This window comes from Desulforapulum autotrophicum HRM2 (genome assembly GCF_000020365.1).
Classification (GTDB): domain Bacteria; phylum Desulfobacterota; class Desulfobacteria; order Desulfobacterales; family Desulfobacteraceae; genus Desulforapulum; species Desulforapulum autotrophicum.
The window spans coordinates 1-20,553 of sequence record NC_012108.1 but is presented as its reverse complement, the minus strand read 5'-3'; the positions used below and the strand labels follow the sequence as shown (position 1 = coordinate 20,553).

16 protein-coding genes are annotated in these 20,553 nt (G+C 47.7%); 8 read left to right on the top strand and 8 right to left on the bottom strand.

Annotated elements, in window-relative coordinates; genetic code table 11:
- Window positions 1-563: 563 nt before the first annotated feature.
- From HRM2_RS00070 to HRM2_RS00060, 5 genes are all read right to left on the bottom strand, one after another.
- Entirely contained in the window at window positions 564-1,628 is a 1,065-nt protein-coding gene (locus tag HRM2_RS00070; RefSeq protein ID WP_012662389.1) for an IS91 family transposase, read from the bottom strand.
- Window positions 1,625-1,795, bottom strand: a complete 171-nt coding sequence (locus tag HRM2_RS28000) for a tyrosine-type recombinase/integrase (protein ID WP_012662388.1) — start codon at window positions 1,793-1,795, stop codon at window positions 1,625-1,627. The genes HRM2_RS00070 and HRM2_RS28000 overlap by 4 nt, the downstream gene beginning before the upstream one ends.
- Window positions 1,777-2,538, bottom strand: a complete 762-nt coding sequence (locus HRM2_RS27995; RefSeq protein WP_012662387.1) for a tyrosine-type recombinase/integrase — start codon at window positions 2,536-2,538, stop codon at window positions 1,777-1,779. Before HRM2_RS27995 ends, HRM2_RS28000 begins: the two co-directional genes overlap by 19 nt.
- Entirely contained in the window at window positions 2,516-2,749 is a 234-nt protein-coding gene (locus HRM2_RS27420) for a hypothetical protein (protein WP_232364151.1), read from the bottom strand. Before HRM2_RS27420 ends, HRM2_RS27995 begins: the two co-directional genes overlap by 23 nt.
- 215 nt (window positions 2,750-2,964) lie before the next feature.
- Window positions 2,965-7,143 (bottom strand): DEAD/DEAH box helicase, encoded by a 4,179-nt coding sequence (locus tag HRM2_RS00060; RefSeq protein ID WP_012662386.1) that lies wholly within the window; start codon window positions 7,141-7,143, stop codon window positions 2,965-2,967.
- A gap of 104 nt (window positions 7,144-7,247) precedes the next feature.
- Here HRM2_RS00060 and HRM2_RS00055 point away from each other — a divergent pair, with 104 nt between their 5' ends.
- Window positions 7,248-8,957 (top strand): hypothetical protein, encoded by a 1,710-nt coding sequence (locus HRM2_RS00055; RefSeq protein WP_012662385.1) that lies wholly within the window; start codon window positions 7,248-7,250, stop codon window positions 8,955-8,957.
- Between the two features lie 106 nt (window positions 8,958-9,063).
- Window positions 9,064-10,278 (top strand): aminotransferase class I/II-fold pyridoxal phosphate-dependent enzyme, encoded by a 1,215-nt coding sequence (locus tag HRM2_RS00050; protein WP_012662384.1) that lies wholly within the window; start codon window positions 9,064-9,066, stop codon window positions 10,276-10,278.
- Between the two features lie 158 nt (window positions 10,279-10,436).
- On the opposite strand, the gene rlmN is transcribed toward HRM2_RS00050, so the two are convergent.
- The gene (rlmN, locus tag HRM2_RS00045) at window positions 10,437-11,465 is read right to left on the bottom strand and encodes a 23S rRNA (adenine(2503)-C(2))-methyltransferase RlmN (RefSeq protein ID WP_012662383.1); all 1,029 of its coding nucleotides are present in this window, start codon (window positions 11,463-11,465) and stop codon (window positions 10,437-10,439) included.
- Window positions 11,466-11,601: 136 nt separating this feature from the next.
- Here rlmN and HRM2_RS00040 point away from each other — a divergent pair, with 136 nt between their 5' ends.
- Genes HRM2_RS00040 through HRM2_RS00015 form a run of 6 tightly spaced genes read left to right on the top strand, consistent with a single transcriptional unit; the run spans window position 11,602 to window position 16,852 of the window.
- Window positions 11,602-12,375, top strand: coding sequence for a DUF3450 domain-containing protein (locus tag HRM2_RS00040; protein ID WP_012662382.1), 774 nt, complete (start codon window positions 11,602-11,604; stop codon window positions 12,373-12,375).
- An 11-nt stretch (window positions 12,376-12,386) separates the two neighbouring features.
- Window positions 12,387-13,823 (top strand): MotA/TolQ/ExbB proton channel family protein, encoded by a 1,437-nt coding sequence (locus HRM2_RS00035; RefSeq protein ID WP_012662381.1) that lies wholly within the window; start codon window positions 12,387-12,389, stop codon window positions 13,821-13,823.
- 38 nt (window positions 13,824-13,861) lie between these two features.
- Window positions 13,862-14,440 (top strand): MotA/TolQ/ExbB proton channel family protein, encoded by a 579-nt coding sequence (locus tag HRM2_RS00030; RefSeq protein ID WP_012662380.1) that lies wholly within the window; start codon window positions 13,862-13,864, stop codon window positions 14,438-14,440.
- A 15-nt stretch (window positions 14,441-14,455) separates the two neighbouring features.
- Entirely contained in the window at window positions 14,456-14,881 is a 426-nt protein-coding gene (locus tag HRM2_RS00025; RefSeq protein WP_012662379.1) for an ExbD/TolR family protein, read from the top strand.
- A complete protein-coding gene (locus HRM2_RS00020; RefSeq protein WP_041272955.1) occupies window positions 14,878-15,564 on the top strand; it encodes an energy transducer TonB in 687 nt (228 codons plus the stop codon). Before HRM2_RS00025 ends, HRM2_RS00020 begins: the two co-directional genes overlap by 4 nt.
- Window positions 15,565-15,571: 7 nt before the next feature.
- Window positions 15,572-16,852, top strand: a complete 1,281-nt coding sequence (locus tag HRM2_RS00015; RefSeq protein WP_012662377.1) for a tetratricopeptide repeat protein — start codon at window positions 15,572-15,574, stop codon at window positions 16,850-16,852.
- 145 nt (window positions 16,853-16,997) lie between these two features.
- Here the strand turns inward: HRM2_RS00015 and gyrB are convergent, their stop codons facing one another.
- Window positions 16,998-19,424, bottom strand: a complete 2,427-nt coding sequence (gene gyrB, locus HRM2_RS00010) for a DNA topoisomerase (ATP-hydrolyzing) subunit B (RefSeq protein ID WP_012662376.1) — start codon at window positions 19,422-19,424, stop codon at window positions 16,998-17,000.
- A gap of 13 nt (window positions 19,425-19,437) precedes the next feature.
- A complete protein-coding gene (gene dnaN, locus HRM2_RS00005) occupies window positions 19,438-20,553 on the bottom strand; it encodes a DNA polymerase III subunit beta (RefSeq protein ID WP_012662375.1) in 1,116 nt (371 codons plus the stop codon).

The following is a 20,553-nucleotide window of genomic DNA, read 5'->3' as shown; positions in this document are numbered from 1 at the left end:
CAGCAACAAACACACTATAAATACAAAAACAGTTTCTGTTTGGTTTTGTCTCCCAGTCATTATCTTTATCCTCATTTTCTCCTATCGTTTAAATAAATAGTGCCCGACCGAAAACCCGTGTTTGGATGAAAACTTACCCAGATGCAAGGCGCAAGCAAAGCGGCAGGTGGGTTAGTTTTCGTTCAAACACTAAAGATATGGACCCTTTACTCCAAAGAAAAACCTCCATTTATGGAGGCGATATAACGAATAAGGTTAGATTGTGTGAGCGCAGCGAACCACAATCTGAACCGTTTGTTGGACAAGCCCGGTCACACCTTATATAGAAAATAGCTTTTTCGGAGCAAGGCCGCCTGATCAGACGGATGTGGGGCAGGACCGGTTCTTTTTTCGAAAAATTGATCTTTGAAATAAATTCATCAAATTATCGAGGCCGTTCGAACCCAAAAAGGCTGTTTTCTGCGCGCAAGTATGCGTTGCCGGGAGAACCAGTTTCCTTTCACGCTTAGTGATGTGCGGAATTTGGATTAGTCAACACCTCCTTTTCAGCTCGTTCATGCTGGTCAGGCAACCAGCGGCAGAAGAATTTGTGTTTGGATGATTTTCATCTTTGCTCCACAAATGGGACAGGTGATGGCGGGTCGTTTTTTCTGTCTGCTTGCAAGCATACGGAATGGAATGACTCGCAATATTAGCTGAAGGAGTTTAATGAGTTTCTTGCTGCAGGGATGAAGGAATCCATAACACCGGATTCTACGAAAACCCTTGGGCAGGATATGGAGCATGAGCAGATAAAGAAATTTTTCTCCGGTCACGGTCCGGGTTTTGTATTTTTTAGACTTTGCGTGCAGGTAACGGAAGGTCACCATGCCGTCTTCGCATCGCAAGATGTCCTTTTCCTGAATGACTCCCCGGTAAAGATATTTTCCAAGATAGATGATGGCCTTGTCGCCGTTGCCGACGTTTTTGCAATGAACAATCCACTTTTCGGGGCAATCCCCGGGCAGTTTCAGGCCCTGATCGACCAAGGCTTCCAGCATTTTTGCCCGGAAGACCTTTGCCAGGGCCCTTTCGTTGAAGAGGTATCCGGCCTTTTTCTTCCATAAACGGGTTAGCATGTTGATGCTTGCCGCGGGCATGACGACATGAATATGGGGATGATACTCGAGCTCTCGTGAATGCGTGTGGAGTATGGCGGTGAACCCGGCTGCTCCACCAAGTTTTTTGTCGTTCCGGGTGAAGGTTTTCAGGGTCTCCTGGACACAATCAAACATCAGGGAATAGACGATTTTCTGGTGCCTCCATGTCAAGGCCCGAAGTTGCCTGGGGAGGGTGAAGGTGGCCAGGTAGTATTCGGCCGGGAGTCGCTTGTCCAGTTGATTTTCGATCCACTGCTGGTTTTCATGGTTCTGGCAATGGGGGCAGTTTCTGTGACCACAGGAGTGGGGAATATATCTTTTTTCGCCGCAGTCATGATCTGTGCATTGTGCCAGCATGTGCGGGCCATGCTCCTGCCTGCACTGCTCCATAGCCCAGAGGGCCTTTTGGTGACTGGGTAGGATTGAATCTTTGTATTGCTCCAGAAAGCCATGCTTGAATTTGTTGATTATTGTGGAGATTAGAATCATTTGACACCTCCCCAGGTAATATCAAAGGTGTCGGTCAAGGAATTGACGGCCTGGCGGGCGTTGTTTTTAGTGACGGTCGTCAGGTGAGTATATCTGGAGGTAGTCAGGATGCTGACATGTCCCAGGATCTGCTGGAGTTCGACAAGATCTACGCCGGATTCCAGCATATGGGTGGCATAACTGTGGCGAAGCGAGTGGCATGAAATTTTTTTTTAATACCGAGTTGCGTGACCACGGCCTTCATGGCAGTCTGAATTCCGCCTCTGTCCAAGGGCGTATCTACCAGATGTGCATTTTTCAGCCCCCGCTTCCGATTGGGAAAGAGGAACTCTGAGTGTCGATGGACAGACCAGAAATTTCTCAGGGTCTGCAAGGTCTTCTCCGGCAGGGGAACCAACCTGTCCTTGTTTCCCTTGGCGTCGCGGATGTGGACCCGCATATTGACAGAATCGATATCGCCGGCCTTCAACCTGATTCCTTCTCCAAGACGCAAGCCCAGTGAATAGGCTGTGAAGAAGAAAACCCGGTAACTCAACTGTCGTGTAGCGCAGACCAGTTGTTGGAGTTGTTCTACCGAAAGAATATCCGGAATCCTGGTGGTCTTCGGTGGTTTGATCAGGGGGATGTCCTCCCAGGTCTTGCCCAGCACTCTGGTGTAAAAAAACTTCAGGCCATAAAGGTCGAGCTTGACTGCACTCCAGGAACGGTTCTCGAGCAGGTCGTTGAAGTAATCAAGGAGTTGGTCGGTGGTCAGGTTTTCGACCCGGCAGTCGAAATAGTTGCCGATCCGCCTGATCGCCCGTGAGTAGGCCTCGATGGTCTTAGGTTGCAGGCCTGCCAGTTTCAAGCATTGAAGATGCTTATGGTAATACTTGTTGAATTTTGGATCATTGGGCATGCTGGTGTCCATTGTAAACCTCCTTTTTGAAGTAACTGGTCAATGGCGGATGCGTTGGCATCGCCTTTTCCGGTATATCACTATAAGAAGGCAAAATTAAAATGTGTTGATTTTTAAAAAAGGTGGGACTTGCAGTCTCCGCGTAGCGGCTTCGTCCAACACAGGTTTTCAGAGGCAAATTTTTCGCTTCAGTTTGCCTCAATTGGCACTTGTCTTTTTCCATATAGCCAGCCATTAACTGCGGCTATTTTGTGGTGTACCTATTTCAAGGGTTATTCTCTTTAAAATGAGAAAACCTGAAACACAATATAAGGAATAGTTTTTTATAAAAAAAACTTTGTCAAGCAAAAAACAAAAAGGTTTATTTTTTTAACGCTGAATATATACATTTTTTTTTACTTTTTAGTGGATCATTCAATGAAAGGGTTCACCCCCTGGTTACCCTTCCTGTCGCAAAAACCCAAGCAGATCTTCGGCCGAAATTTTACCTGCCATGTCACTACCGGTGAGCAGGCTTTCTGCAAGGTCTCGTTTTTCCCTGTGGAGATCCAGAATCCGTTCTTCAATGGAACCTTTGACAACCAGGCGATAAACGGTTACCGGTCGGGTCTGGCCGATTCGGTAAGCGCGGTCTGAAGCCTGATCCTCCACGGCCGGATTCCACCAGGGATCCATGTGAATGACATAATCGGCTGCCGTGAGATTCAGACCAAAACCACCCGCCTTGAGGCTGATCAGAAAAAGCTCACCCACCCCGCTTTGAAATGCGTTGATTCGTTCCCGGCGTTGCCCGGCCCGTGTGGATCCGTCCAGATACTGGTAGCTGATTTTTTTTGCATCCAGGAATTTTTTCAGAATGGCAAGATGCCCCACAAACTGACTGAAAACAAGGGCTTTATGATTGTTTTCAAGCAGCTCATCCACCATATCGCCAAACACCTTGAGCTTGGAACTTGTAATCTTTGTCCCTGGAAGGACCAGAGATGGATTGCAGCAGAGCTGCCTCAGTTTCGTCAATTCAGCTAAAATGCGCAAATGCTTTTGTCCGGGGGTGTCTTCAGCCGCTTCAATATTCTCAACAGCCTTAAGGCGATGGGCCTCGTACAACACTCGTTCATCCTGGCTCATCTCCACCTGGAGGGTGATTTCTGTCTTTTCGGGAAGTTCCTTGAGTACATGGGTTTTCATGCGACGCAGAATAAACGGGCGGATCAGTTTTTTCAATCTGCCAGAGGCTTTCTTGTCCTGATCCCGCTCAATGGGAATGGCAAAGGCATTCTTAAAATGATTAAAGGTACCCAAAAGACCAGGATTGAGAAAATTAAACAGGGTCCACAACTCGTCCAGGTGATTTTCCACAGGAGTTCCCGTGGTGATCATCCTGAACCCGGCGCTGAGCTTCATGGCCGCTTTAGACCGTTTTGTCCGCATGTTTTTGATGGCCTGGGCCTCATCCAGTACAATGGTCTGCCACGTCACACCGGCCAATTGTTCTGCTGCAACCTGGAGAAGGCCATAACTTGAGATCAGAAGATCAAACGGCCCCAGGTTGTCCAAGACCTTTTGGCGGTCTCCCGGTCCAAAGACAATGGGATTGAGAGTGGGGGTAAAACAATGACACTCATCCTGCCAATTGGCCATGACCGACAGGGGGGCCACCACAAGGGTTGGGCCGTCACCGGCATGGAGAAGAATGGCGGCAAGGGCTTGAACCGTTTTACCCAGTCCCATGTCATCGGCCAGGCAGGCACCCACCTGCCAGTGAACCAGCTGGGCCAGCCAATTAAAGCCGTCCACCTGATAATCCCTGAGGCATGCCTGGAGGGTGCCGGGAAGTTCAGGGTTAATAACCTCCTTGAGTTTTCTGCAATGGGTCGTCCAGGCCTTGTCACTCTTCAAGGATCCCACCTGACCGGTGAGTTCTTCAATGGCCGGAGCTGCCAGGGGCGCAAACCGAAACCCCTTTCCATGGGGGATGGAATAGGCCTTCAACTCCTCAAGCCGCTCTTTCAGGGCAAGGGTTATGGCCAGAAAGGTGCCGTCATCCATGGGTATAAATCGACCGGAAGGGTTATCAAGCAGTTCCATAAGCCTGGACAAATCCAGTGTCAGGTTTTCGTCAATGGTGAATGTACCCGTGGCCTTGAACCATTCCCGGTCTTTTTTAACACTCAACTTGAAGTCATCAAATGCTACCTGGTGGGAGCTTACCTGCATTTTTTCTCCCTGGGGCCATTCAATCACCATCTCTTCCCTGTGATTTTTCAGCTCAAAAAGAAGCTCAAGGGCCTCTTCAGGATCTTCCACCAGCCACTGACCTCCCACCTCTTCAAGGCGATCCAGGGTGGGGCATTGGGAAATCACGGCCCGGGATCGTTCTTTTTCCAGACGCATATCGCGTATGGCCTGTACCTTTTCTCCTTTAACATCGGCAAAAACATTGATTCCCCCACGTCCAGGTCTAAAGTAGGAACCCGTATGGGTAAAAGGTCTGATCAGAAATTCAATCTTGATCCCTTTCTGGCAGGGCATTATATGAACATGGGGCGTGGGGTCGGCAGCTATTTCCCTGACCTGTCCACCTGACCCGGCTGAAAGGTCCGAGTTGACGGTAACCAGGGATGAAATAGAGGCTATTGCCTGGGTTGCCATCTCTTCAGCTTCTTCAGGCAAGTCCAGCCCTTTTTCACCCAGAATCCTCGCAATTTTTAAATGCTCGGCAGAGAACCTAACCACTTTAAAGCGCGAAGGCGTTTCCCTGACCACGAGAACATTGTAAATTTCATCGATCGGCCGGGGCTTCATCTGGACATTGATCATCCCATCCTGGATACGAAAGCTGACTTCAGGCGCTCCCATAACAAGCTCCACGGGGCTTTCAAGGGCAGCGCCAATAAAAATAAGGGGATGACCCACAAGGGCTGGCAACGCCTTGTCCCCATCAAAGCGATAGTCGATCTTACGGTAACCATAACGGTAACCGCTTCTGAAGGATTCTTCAACAATGGCACTGGCCACCTGTCTGTCCTGGTCCGTCAACCCCTCCATGGTTGGGTAAGCCCCGTAGAGTTTTTTCAAAGCCACGGGTCTCCCCTTGGTCCAGGTGTTGTCCTTTGAGCGTTTCTGAAGGCGGGGGGTGATATGGCAGGTATTGTATTTTTCACTGTGCTGCATCAGCCAGACAAGGCGCAATTCACGGTAGTCTGCTTCAGCTTTTGGTTTCTGGGTAAGGGCTTCCCCTATATGAATCAGTGAATTAAGATTTTTTTCCCAGAGGGAAACGGGTTTAACCAGTGTAGCAAGGGTTTTAGTACCACACGCTTGATGGATTTTTTCTGACCGCTTACCATTTATTTCAACCTCTTCGCCCAACTCCGCAAGCAGTGCACTTGCCTCAGCTTCTATCCATCGAAGGCCTGATCTAAAGGCTCGTTCTCTGACGCTCTCCAGGATTGATATATGGGATTTGGCTCTTTTTTTATCTGTCCAGGTCATGACAAGGATACTTAAAAAAGAGATAACCGCATGGTTCTGTTCAATGCAGTGGTCAAGGGAATCATACACCGGGGCAACAAGCCCGAGCTTCTCCTGGAACATGGGTTTCATGGCCACCATCACCGGCAGGCAGGGATTTTTCTCTTTGTCGGCAATATCAATACAGGCCAGGGCAGCCCGGTGGTCGTCGTCTGCTGTACTTTTCAACAGGGCAAACAGAAAAAACAGCCCTTCATACCCAGTCAGAAACACCTTTCTTTTACGGGTATTTTTTTTTATGGCAGCCAGGGCAGCGTTAAAACAGGTCAAGGCACCGTCATTGTCGCCACAGATCACCTTGCCCCATCCCATTGAAGCTGAAACAGACGGGGACGCTTTCAACCGGCCAGAAATCGCCTGAAGGCGGGCGATCTCCCCCCTAAACAACAGCCAGGTCAATATCCCATGGCTTGTTTCCAGCCCGGGCGTTTTTGACAGAAGCGCCACACCATATTCCAGGGCATCCCCCACGGGTTCCAGATTTCGTCCTGCCGACTCCAGGATATATTCAATGATTTTTAATCTCGTTTTCGGAGCCATACAGTCAAAAATCAGGGGCTGAAACGGACGGTTAAACAGAACCTGGACAGGCGGGTTTTCCTGAAACGCCATGGGAAAATAAAAATTGCCGGAACGGTGAACCACATCCAGGTCAAAGCGGGTATCCCCCCCATAAACCGCCATTTGAAATGCCCTGTAAAAATCTTCAAGTCGCCGGAAAAAATACCCGTTGGGTGATCTTTGAATCGGCATCGCGTCCAGGAGAGTCAAGGCTATTTGCTGGAACTGACCTGTGGTTACGGCATCCTCAACCGCTGTTGCCCATACGGATTCAGGGCAGGTGATCCCCTTGGGTTTTTTAATCAAAAGATTCTGCTGCTCAAGCGCCTTTACAAGGGGTTGAAGGTTTTTCTGCACAAAGGGCATATTCTCTTGATCTCTGAGTCCCAGGGCATTCAAACAAGCCCCCATTTGCTTCTGGGTCAATTCAGACACCTGAACTGCCAGAATCCGGACCATTGTTTTCAAGACAGGGTCAAGCTGCCGGTAAGCCCTGGCAACGGGATTGTTCTTTTTTTCCATATATTTTATTTACCGGTCGTTGTTTTCCATGGTATCCATAAACCTGATTATTAGGCGGCAATCATTGTCAGCGCTTCAACCATCACCATAGCAAAGAGAAAATAATGGCACGATTTCAAGAAGATTACAAGACGCTGGAACAGGCATTGAATGGCACTTACATGGTGGATCAACTCAAATCCCTGGCCAGCCAGATCAGTAAAAACAATCCCACACGCAAGGCTGAGCTGGCGGCCCACATCGCATCAACGGTTTTTAAAGATATTGACACCATTCTTGCCTATTTGGATCCCATGGCCATGAATGCACTGGCTGAGGCCGTTTACAACTGGAGCGGCTGTTTTAAAAGCAAGCCGTTTTTTGCCAAATACAGCGCGCTTCCCCAGACGGAATCGAAAGGGGGCAGGGGGAGCATGCACCTGATGTACCTGTTTTTTATAAATGGAAAAATTCCCCCGGATCTGATGGCCATCCTGGAAAAAAAAATCAAACGGCCCGCCCCTGAAAAGATCGATTATGAAGACCTGGATGATGACCCGGAAATGACCGTCAGAGAAACCGCCCATGCCGCCTGCATGAACCTGAACGCATTGCTCACCATGGTCAAAGAAAACCAAATCCGGGTCAGCCCAAAGACTGGCCGTGCCACCGCCGCAACCGTTAAAAAGATTTCAGCCCATCTGTGTGAAGGAGATTTTTATGATGCCGAGGACCTTGATCCCATTCAGGCATTTGCCTGGCCCCTGCTGCTCCAGGGGGGAGGACTTGCAGCCATTGACGGAAATTTCCTCAAATTGACCCGGGCCGGTACCCTGGCATTGAAAAAAGATCTGGCCAAGGGCATTCAAACCATCTGGAAAAAATGGGAAAAGACGAAAATCATTGATGAATTCTCCCAGGTGACGGTCATCAAAGGTCAACGGTCAGCCAAGGGACGGACCATGACCTCACCCGTCCGCAGACGGCCCGTGATCAATGGGGTGCTCACCTGCCTTGAACCCGGCAGATGGGTTTCAGTGGATGAGGTGGAACGGTTCATGCGCTCAGAATCCCAAACCTTTGAAATGACCAACTACGACTGGAAACTCTACTTTGGCGATCCCCATTACGGCCTTCTGGACTATAATGATACCTGGTCACTTTTACAGCTGCGATATCTGCTGATCTATCTGTTTCAATATGGCGCCACCCTGGGGCTTGTGGACGTTTCTTATAAATATCCGGACAACGCCAGGCCTGATTTCCAATCCTGCTGGGGCGCAGATGATGAGCCTTTTCTGAGCCTGTGTGACGGGTTGATGCAGATCCGGCTCAACGATCTGGGGGCCTATGTGCTGGGACTTTCAACCGATTACAACGCCGTGGATCCCCGGGATTTTGAAATTCATGACACGGATATCCTGTATACGGGCAAAGGAATCCCCACGCCTGATCACAGCCTCTACCTTGATAAAATAGCAGATCAAACAGAGGCCGGCCGCTGGCAGGTCTCCCTTGTCTCCCTGCTCAATGCCCTTAAAGCCGGGGAGACATTAAAGGACATTAACGCCTTCATCACTCAGATCACCCAGGAAAAACCGGGAAAAAACCTTGAAAAACTGTTTGAAAAGGCTGAAGAACGAAGCTCGGCAGTTGTGGACAGGGGAAAGGCAACCCTGCTCGAGTGCCATGGGGATATCCGCAAGCAGATATTGACCGACAAAGAAATGGGCCGGCTTTGCCTGCCTGCCGGGGATCGTCATCTGGTAATTCTTCCGGAAAAAGAGGCGCTCTTTGCCCGGTATCTGGAAACCCTGGGCATCATTATAGGATAATATTACTTTCTCCTCCCAAACCGGATTATTATGTGATAAAAAATAAGGTTTCAATTTAAGATAAACCTGTGACCTTTATTGGATCACAATTTTGGAGGATATGGAGATGGCTGAAGATAAAATAATACGTTTTGCCAGCAGGATGGAGCAGCTTCCCCCCTATCTTTTTGGCATGATAAATGCCATGAAGATGGAAAAAAGACGCAACGGGGACGATGTCATCGATCTTGGCATGGGCAACCCCATGGACCCGACCCCTGAGACCGTTGTTGATAAACTGGTTGAAGTGGCCCAGAATCCCAAGACCCACGGCTATCCAACCGCCTCTTCGGGTATGAAAAATCTTAAACGGGAAATAGCCCTCTACTATAAACGCCACTATGACATCGGGCTTGATGCTCAGACAGAAACGATCTTCACCATCGGATCCAAAGAGGGTATTTCCCATTTGAGCCTCGCCCTTCTGGGGCCGGGGGATTCAGTTCTGGTGCCAGGACCTGCGTTCCCCATCCATATATATGCGGCCGTCATTGCCGGAGCAAATGTGGTAAGAATTCCCATTGCACCGGCAGAATCCTTTCTCAAACGCATCGTCAATATCTGCGAATCCTTTTATCCGGGTCCCAAGGTATTGATGATCAACTACCCCCACAACCCCACGGGCGAACTTGGCAGCCTGGATCTGTTCAAGGAGATCGTGGTACTTGCTAAACGATTCAAGTTCATGGTCATCCACGATTTTGCCTATTCAATGATCACATTTGACGGATATAAGGCCCCAAGCTTTCTTGAAGCGCCCGGAGCAAAAGATGTGGGGGTGGAATTTGGATCCTTTTCAAAATCCTACAACATGGCTGGATGGCGCATGGGATATTGCGTGGGAAATGCTGAAATTATTGCCGCCCTTGCAAAAATAAAGGGATATTTTGATTACGGTATCTTTTCAGCCATACAGATTGCCGGTATCATCGCCCTGAGGGATTGTGACGACACCATAACCCGGCAGGTAGAAATCTACCAGTCAAGGCGGGACACCCTGTGCAGTGGCCTTGAACGCATGGGCTGGCCAGTAAAATCGCCAGGTGCAGGCATGTTTGTCTGGGTAAAGATCCCAGAACCCTACGCTAAAATGGGATCCATGCAGTTTGCCATTGAGATGATGAACCGGGCCAATGTGGCCGTGGCACCGGGCGTCGGGTTCAGTGAAGAGGGCGAGGGATTTTTAAGACTGGCCCTTGTGGAAAACGAGGAACGTCTTCGCCAGGCCATCCGCCAGATGAGAAAAGCCATCCAGGACATGGAAAAAGAGGGGATCTTTTAAGGGGCTCAGATGTAAATAATTCCACAAATATGGTACAGGATTTCAGCTCGTATTCAAGGCGTATCAAAGGGAGCATATTGAAATATGTGCCCTTTGATGCAACACCTAAGACGAGCTGAAAGACAAGCAAGATTGAGGAATTATTTATTTCTGAGTCCCTAAGTCCGGGTCGAAAGCTGGCCGCAACCGGCCATGAGTTTTTGACCTTTGCTCCAGCGCTTGATGACAAACAACCCGGAATCTTCAAGCCAGCTGGCAAACTGGTTCATGGAACAATCATCCACCCCCTGGAACTCAGGATCCGGGTCCCGGCCCGGGTTATAGGCAATGAGATTTACCCTTACCTTAAGGGGGACAAGGTATTGCACAAGGGCTGCGGCAGCCTCTTGGGAATCGTTGACCCCCTTTATCAACACATACTCGACCAGAATATAACGTCGTTTGTGAAGGGGGTAATCCGCCAGGGCAGCCCTCAACACATTCAGGGGATATCGCCGGTTGACGGGCATGAGAACGGACCTTACTTCATCAATGGCCGAATGGACGGAAACGGCAAGGCTCAGCTGGGTGAGACCAAGTCCTGCAAGGGCCCTTATGCCGGGGACAAGACCACAGGTGGAGACGGTCATGTGGCGGAAGGCCACATCAAAACCCTTCTGGTCGTTAAAAACCCGAATGGACCGCACAAGGTTGTCAAAGTTATCAAAGGGTTCACCCATACCCATGAACACGATGTTGCTGATTTTTTTTCCCAGGGTGTTCCTGGCGGAAAAGAGCTGACCCGTGATTTCATGTACCTGAAGATTTCTCTTGAAACCCGATCGTGCGGTCTCACAGAACCTGCAACCCATGCGACATCCTGCCTGGGTGGAAACACACAGGGTATTGTACTGCTTCATGGGAATAATCACAGATTCAATGGAACATCCGTCGTGTAAACGGGTAACAAACTTTACGGTATTATCCTCTTCCATCTGATCCACAACGGTAAAATCCGGCAACTCGTAATCGGATACCAGGGCCAGGGACATCCCCTGTGACCGCTCAAACTCCGGGGCCGTTGAAAAATTATGATTTCCCCTTTTTATTACCTCCCGGAGTAGTGCCCCTGCATGGTAATCCCCCCGGCCGAATCCATTGTACAAGAGTTGGGATACCTCTTTAAATGTCATTTCAAGTAAGTTCATGGGACATATAATAATCACTAAACCTATTCATGCAAAAAAAAACAGATCCCAGGGTCCACCTAAATTTTTCTTGCATTTTTTTTATCGTAAATCTATAGCTGGTGGCAACTTTAAATTAGTGGATTGGGGAAAAATTTTGGTTAAACATTCAACACGACTGATATTGATTGCACTCATGGCTTTTTCCATGCCGACGGGGGCTTTTTCTGCAGATAACCTTGCAGAACGAGCCATGGATTCAGTAAAAAAAGGGGTGGATATCCGCAAGGAAACTCAAAAAAACGAAGCCCGCTGGTTTGAGGACAAAAAAAAACTTGTTGCCGAGTACACCTCCCTTGAAGCAGAATTTGAGAGTCTCACCAACGAGGAGATCGAACTTGTGGATGCCATCAACCAGCTTCAGGTGAACATCAGCGACCTGGAAACTTCCCTCAAAGATATTGAGGAAATCGCATCAGACCTTGATCCTTTTTTACAGGCAACCGTGGTTGAGATTGATGCCCTTGTGGAAAATAATTTTCCCATGCTCTTGGACGAAAGGAAAAACCGGATTGCAGCCCTTAAAACGCTTGTCCAATCAAGCGAAATCACTGTCAGTGAAAAATTTAGAAAAACCATGGAAACCCTGTTTGTCGAGGCAAGCTATGGCAACACTGTCGAGGTGTACCAGGAAAAGGTTTCCCTGGGGGGTGAAACAATACTGGCAGATATCTTCCGCCTTGGCCGGGTTTCGTTGTTCTGTATTACCCCGGACGGTAACCTTACCGGCTTTTACGACCGGGCAAAAGAGTCATGGCAACCCTTGCCTGTCTCGTACAACAGTGAAATCGCAAAGGCCGTTGAAATGGGCACCAAACGTAGAGCCATGGATTTTCTGACCCTGCCCCTGGGAAGGATGGTGGCCCAGTGAAAAATCCAGGAATGATACTGATTATCCTGTTTTTATCCATGGGGATTACGGTTCACTCTTTTGCCGCACAGCAGCAAACCCACGACATGCGAGCCACGGCCATTGAAGCCCAGGAACAGCGGAACAAAATGATGCATCAGGCCGATCTGGAACGTCAAACAGCTGCAAAAGAGGCAAACGAAAGCCGACAGAAAATATTCCAGGATAAAAAAAGTCTGACCCGGGCAATTGAACAGCAAAAACAAAAAAACCTGGCCCTGGATCAAAAAAACATTCAGCTAAAGGAAAAGATCAAGGCCCTCAAGGCAAGCAAAGAAAAAATGGGTACAAGGCTTGCCGAAATGGATGCCGTTGTAAAGGAACTTTCAGGCTTTGTGAGGATCACGGCAAAGGATATTGACACCCTGATCGGACAGAGCCTCCAGAGCGCTCTTATCAAGGATAGAAAGGCTGCTATTACCCCCCTGTTAAAAACTTCGAAATTTCCAGCCATGAAAGATATACGGGCCATGAAGAATATTTTAATGGATGAAATCCTGGGTTCAGGCCAGGTGAGAATTCAGCAGGGAACCATCATCGACCAGATGGGAAAGGAGGTCATGGCCGATATTCTGGTCCTTGGCAACTTTACCGCAGCCTACAGAATTGACAAGACCGTTGGCTTTTTACTCTTCTCAGATGAGAGCCAGCAATTGTTTGCCCTTTCAAAGGAACCTTCAAGTGCCATGCAAAAGGCCATTGGAAAATATATGAACGGCAAATCCGATGCTGTTCCCATTGATATTTCCAAGGGCAATGCCATGCGTCAACTCACCCACCGGTTGAGCCTTTTAGAGCAAATACCCAAGGGAGGACCCGTTGTATGGCCGATTCTTGCCCTGGCTGTTCTGGCGGTCCTGATCATCCTTGAAAAAACATTTTTTCTGGCAAGGAAATATCTAAATGCAGCCCCGTTCATGGCAACCCTGAAAAAAAGAATAGCCGCACAGGACTGGGAAGGGTGCAGTCAGCTTCTGGCACGCCATGGAAAAAAGCCCCTTGCCAGGGCACTTTCCGCGGGCATGGATTTTAGAACAAAAACAAGGACAGATATGGAAAATGCGCTCCAGGAGGCAATCCTCAGGGAAATCCCCCCACTTGAACGCTTTTTATCCACCCTTGGCATGTTGGCAGCCATTGCACCGCTCATGGGACTTCTTGGCACGGTCACAGGCATGATAAACACTTTTCACACCATCACCTTTTACGGCACCAGCGATCCAAGGATGATGTCAGGCGGTATATCAGAGGCCCTTGTAACCACCATGCTGGGCCTGTGTGTGGCCATCCCCATCATGCTGTGCCACACCCTGTTAAGCCGTTGGGTTGAAACCATGATCGCCACCATGGAAGAGAAGGGCGTGGCCATGGTCAATGCTTTTTTTATACTTGGAAACGGTGAATTTTGAATCAGATTTTAAACCAGGTCTTAAACCATTTCTGGGCCATGGAAGCCTACCTCAGGACTGGCAGCATCGTCATGATTCCCCTGGTGGCAGTCTCAATTATCATGTGGACTTTAATCATTAACCGCATCTTATTTTTCCATCGGCTCCATCGAAAAAACATGTCAAGGGAAATGGCAGGAGAATTTGTCAAAAACAATGAACTCCCCCCCGTTCACCTTTACCGGGGAGCGGTCTCCCTTCTGGTGACCCAGTTTTTGAACAACCGGACCCGGAAGGCCTCCGTGGACCTTTACATCCTTGACGAAACGGTAATGGATATAATAACCGTCCTTGAACGCCATCTTGCCCTGATCGGGGTGCTGGCCGCCGTGGCGCCCCTTCTCGGACTCCTTGGAACGGTGACAGGAATGATGGCGACTTTTGATATCATATCAACCTTTGGAACGGGAAATGCCAGGGCCATGGCAGGCGGCATATCAGAAGCCCTGGTGACCACCCAGACAGGGCTCCTCGTGGCCATTCCCGGGCTCTACATGCACGGGTTCCTTGTCAAGCGTGCAGAAAAATTAAAAGGAGTCATTGCATCAACCGGCATATACCTCCAAAGATTTGTATAACGGAAATAAACCACAATGATCAACATCACAGCAGCCAGAAAAGCAAAAAGACAAAGCCTGACCCTGGATATAGCACCCCTGATAGACATGGTGTTTATCCTGTTGATATTTTTTTTAGTGACCACCTCATTTGTCAGGGAAACCGGGGTGGAAGTCAACCGTCCCACCGCATCAACGGCCATTGCCAAAGAAAATGTCACTATTCTGGTGGGTATAACGGCCCAGGATAAGATATATATGGACAACCGGGAGATCGACATAAGGGCGTTACGCCTGAATGTGGAAAGATCACTTGGGGAAAAGCCGGACGGAAGTGTGGTTATTGTGGCGGACAAAAATTCAAATACGGGGACGGCCATCGCCGCCATGGATCAATGCCGCCTGGCAGGCGCCAAAGAGGTGAGCCTCGCAGCAGGCATGAAGGCGGAAAAAATTAGGTGAAACACTTGAGGCCGTGGCTGGGTGCAGCCCTTGTATCCATTGTGCTGAACCTCGTATTTTTCAGCCTTATGCCGTTGATGACAAACCATGAAAAACAGACCGGCATAAAAGAATTAAGAATAACCAGTCAGGTCAATATTGTGAGACTCAAGGAACCTGATCCAGAAATAGTTAAAAAAGAGCCGGAAAAAAAACGGCCAGACTCGGAATCCAAGGGAAAAAAAGATACGCTAAAAAACATTAAGCAGCCCCCCAGGTCTGCACCCCAACGGGTGGCCCATGATTTTCCCACCCTTGACTTTAAGGTTAACCCTAATTTACCGACAACGCCCCAGGCCCCGGTTTTTCCAATGGAACAGGTGGCATTTTCCCCCCAGGTCATGGACAGAATATATACCGGTGCTGATATAGATAATTCCCTTGTACCCAAGGTTCACATTCCCCCTGTCTATCCTTTTCAGGCAAAAAGAAGGGGAATAGAAGGATGGGTAAAGGTCCGCTTTCTGGTCAATCCAAAAGGGGAGGTGGAAGATATTTCCATCCTTGACTCATCACCGAAAAATGTATTTGACCAAAGCGTACTCAATGCCCTTCCCAGGTGGAAATTCACCCCTGGAACAGTTGAAGGAGTGGCCGTTAAAACCCGGGTGGAAACAACCATAAGGTTTGAACTTGAAAATTAAAAGATCAATGGATAAACGAACGTTATTGTTGCTGGTTTTTATTATCTTTCTTCAACCACAGTTGACCCTGGGTAAAGACAATATTCAGGCGGATATTCCCTTTTCCACAGCCATTGCCCTGGAAAAAGCCCGGAATATGACCCAGGCAGATAAACGATCCCAGGCCATTGATCTTCTGGAAACATTTAGAAAAAAGTTAATAGAAACAAACAAACAGATCCATCCTTTTCTGCTGTTTACCCTGGGCAATTATTCCATGGAAGCCAACCATATAGAAGAGGCGACCCGATACTACGAAGACTGTGTTAAAAACGGTGGTGATTTTTCACCTGCATGGCTGAACCTTGCAAAGGCCTGTTACGACCTTGAACAGTTTAACAGGGCCGGTCAATGCTTTGTCAGGGGGTACGAACTTGAGACGGAAAAAAGGGCTGTTCTGCTATACTATGCTGCCAACGCCTTTTTCTCTGCCAGGCAATATCCAAAGGCCATGGCGGTTTTCAATCGTCTGACAAAAAATCATACCGGCGAGATCCAACCCAGTTGGCACGAGCTTGCCGTCCATATTTTCCTGGCACTCGAACAGCCAAAAAATGCCTTGCCACACATGGAATATCTTGCACAAAATATGGATGGAACCGCCAGAACCACCTGGCAGGAGGCCCTTCTTTACCAATATATGGAACTTGGCATGGATAAAAAAGCCCTTGATTTTGTGACTTTTTTAACCAGGGAATATCCCCTTGAACCCAAATGGTGGAAGGGACTTGCACGGTTCAGCCTGGATAACAATAAGATGGAAAACGCCATTGTGGCAATGACTCTGTACAGCTTTTTAACCCCTTTGACGGACAATGAGAAAAAACTGATGGCCGATCTTTACCTGGCCGCGGGCATTCCCGCAAAAGCCGTTGAACACTACCAGGATATATCAACCCCGGAAAAAAGATTGGCAGTCACACAAAACACAGTTATTGCACTTAGACAGATGAATCTTGATCAGAAGGCCCTTGAACTTCTGGATCAGGTGCTGACAACGGAAAAAATATCCATTAAATTAAAAATGCTCAAGGGAGACCTGCTGTTTTATCTGGAACAATACCAGGCAGCTGAAACCCTGTTTGAAACCCTTGCACCCAAGGATAATTCAGGACATTCCTGGCTCATGCTGGGATATAGCCGATGGAACCTTGGCAAGATTCAATCCGCCCGAACAGCAATGGCCCGGGCAGCCACCTTTAAACAACAGAAAAAAGCAGCAGCCCGGGCCATTAAATCCCTTAAATAATACCCACCTAAAACACGTGTTTGGATAAAAACTTGTCCAGATGCAAGGCGCGAGCAAAACTGAAACCGGAGCGTACTGTAGTACGTGAGGATTTCAGAAATTTGCAGCAACGCCGCATATGGGTGAGTTTTCGTTCAAACACTAATTAAAAATCCAGGGACGAAACCTCAAGGGCATTGGTCTGAATAAAATTTCTCCGGGGCTCCACCTCTTCACCCATAAGCAGGGTAAAAATTTCATCGGCTTTTTCCGCATCTTCAATATTGACCTGGAGCATCACCCTTTTTTCAGGATCCATTGTGGTTTCCCACAGCTGATCCGGGTTCATCTCACCAAGACCCTTGTATCGTTGGATGGCTATCCCTTTCTTGGCCTCAGCCATAATATAGTTGAAAAATTCAGTCCTGTCTTCAAAAGAGACCACCTTGTCACTGGAAGATTTGGCACACACATTGAACGGCGGCAGGTCCATGGATTCTATCTTGTTTAGCACCTTGTGCATGATCGTATAATCGCCCATGGCGATCAGGCTGCGGCCAACCGTGACAAGGCTGTGCTTTATACCCTTTTCCCGGTCATGCTCGTTGCCAAGGATATCCATTTCATACAGGTTTCTTTCTTCGTCAAATGTGATATCACGGATGATATATCCCTTGGCGGTCAGGGTCTCCTTGAGGGATGTCATACGTTCAAGGTCCTCAAGAAAGAATTTATCCTTTACCCCCTCACCGATCAGGAACATTAAAAGTTTTGTATCCATTTCACGCATGGTGAGCCGGTCAACGGCATTGTGGAACGAGATCAAATCCTTTAAAAAGGCAAAGAGACTCTCTTCTGGCAGGGGCTCTTCGCTGTCTGCCAGGCGAACTTCCTTTTGTTCACATATCCTTTTTAGAAGATAATCCCTGTACTCAGGCTCATCCTTGAGATAGATGCCGCTTTTACCCTTACCTATTCGAAAAAGAGGCGGCTGGGCAATATACAGATATCCGTTGCTGATCAGATCGGGCATCTGGCGAAAGAAAAAGGTGAGCAGCAGGGTTCTGATATGGGACCCATCCACATCGGCATCGGTCATGATGACGATCTTGTGGTAACGGATCTTTTCTATATCATACTCCTCTTTTCCAGCCCCTGTACCAAGAACGGTAAAGACATTTTTAATCTCATCACTTCTTAAAATTTTGTCAAACCGCGCCTTTTCAACGTTTAATATTTTTCCCTTCAGGGGAAGGATGGCCTGGAACCGTCTGTCCCTTCCCTGCTTGGCACTACCGCCTGCTGAATCTCCCTCCACAAGAAAGAGTTCCCTCTCTTTGGGATCTGCGTACTGGCATTCGGCAAGTTTTCCCGGAAGGGTTGAATCAAGCAGGGTGCCCTTTTTCCGTGCAAGCTCCCTTGCCCTCTTGGCGGCATCCCTTGCCCTTGCCGCATCAACGGCCTTCATGATTATTTTTTTAGCCGTGTTGGGATTTTCCTCAAGAAACATGGCAAGGCGTTCATTGATAAGGGACTCTACTATTCCCTTGACCTCGCTATTGCCAAGCTTTGTCTTTGTCTGACCTTCAAACTGGGGATCCATTACCTTGACGCTGACAATGGCCGTAAGCCCTTCCCTTACATCATCACCACCGATCTTGATATTCTGCATATTTTTTGGAAGATTTCCAGAGCTTGCATAATTGTTCAGCGTACGGGTAAGTGCGCCCTTGAATCCAGACAGATGGGTTCCGCCCTCAATGGTGTTTATATTGTTGGCAAAAGAATATATTTTTTCCTTGAATGTGTCGTTGTACTGAATGGCGACATCCACGCTGACATCACTCTTTTCTCCTTCAATATGAATGGGTTCATGCATGGCGGTAAAATTACGGTTCAAATATTCAACAAACGATAGAAGTCCGCCTTCATAGTGAAAATCATCCTTTTCAGCGGAAAGTTCATCCTCAATGATGATGCGAATCCCCTTGTTCAGGAATGCAAGCTCCCTCATCCGCCGGGATAACTTTTCGTATTCAAACTCATTTTCGTTCATAATATCAAAATCAGGTTTGAACAGGATTCGTGTTCCGCTTTTATCCGTATCACCTGTGATCTCAAGTTCAGTCTGTTTGACACCCCTGGAATACCGCTGGAAGTAAACCTTGCCGTCCTTGAACACTTCCATCTCTAAATTAATGGAAAGGGCATTCACAACGGAGATTCCCACCCCGTGAAGTCCCCCGGATACCTTGTAGGAATCCTTGTCAAATTTACCGCCGGCATGGAGTTTTGTCATGACCACTTCAGCTGCCGGTATATGTTCCGTTTCATGCATGCCAACGGGAATACCACGGCCGTTGTCCTCGACACTGACGCTCTGATCTGGATGGATGATGACGATTATTTTATCACAGTGACCCGCCATGGCCTCGTCAATACTGTTGTCCACCACCTCATAAACCAAGTGATGCAGGCCTTCTATCCCCACGTTTCCAATATACATGGAAGGTCTTTTTCTGACGGCTTCAAGACCTTCAAGAATTTTTATATTGTTTGCACCATAATCTTTTACATTGTCGTTGTTTTTCATTGTTTATCCCAATTTATACGGACATTGCCATTATTGCACAAACGAGTTGATCATCATCCAGGCCTTTGATGATACAGGGATGTTTAGCTCCCTTTACATTCAAAATAACGGTGTCACTATTGATAGAATTTAATGCATCTATGAAATATCGGGGGTTAAATGCACTTTCAAATGCTTCACCCCCATACCCCATGGTTATTTTTTCCTTGGATTCACCGATCTCAGGGTTGGTAATGGTGACGACAAGCTCGTTTTCATTAAAATTAAACATTACGCTCTTATAATCTTCAGATGAGAGAATAGACATTCTTTTCATGACCATGAGCAGCATGCTTCTGCTCATTTCAATCTGGGTCATCTGATCGGTGTTGAGAACTCTTCTGTAATCGGGATAATCCCCTTCCAAAAGCTTGATCATCAGGGTTTCATTCTGCTTTTGAACAATCAGATGATCATCTTTAATACCAATGTTCACGCTGCCTTCCCTGTCCAGAAATCGGCCAAGTTCTGACAATCCTTTTTTAGGAATAATTACATTTTCATCGGGTAAGACAAGTTCACCTTCATAGGATGCGTCAAAGGAGTTTAATCGTCTTGAATCTGTGGAAACCATCCTCAGACGTTCTCCTGTTTCGTCAGTGATCTTTTCAAAAAGGGCACCAAGAACATAGGTTCTTTTTTCATCAGCAGAACCTGCTATCATTGCTGAAACTTCAACCATTTTTTTAAAGGCTGCAGAATCTATTTCTACAAACGGGATATCCTCAATCAGGGGTGTTTCTGGAAAGTTCTCATAATCAGATGAAACAATGTGATACTGAATATTGTCCTTTCCTATTTCAACCCATCTGTTTTCAATTTCATTCAGAGGAACCTGGGCATCGGGATATTCCCGGATAATTTCATAGAGTTTTTTTGCATTGATGGCAATGATACCGTCGGATTCAATCTCAGCTTCGTATCTTCCCTGGAAAACCGTTTCAAGATCATTGGCAGTTATTATCACCTCAGACCCTGATACCTTGATAAGAACATCCGATGTAATGGCAAGATTGGTTTTTTTGCCACAAATACCCTGTACCTGTGCAAGCACTTCTGAAAGGCTTTTTCTGTCAGCTGAAAATTTCAT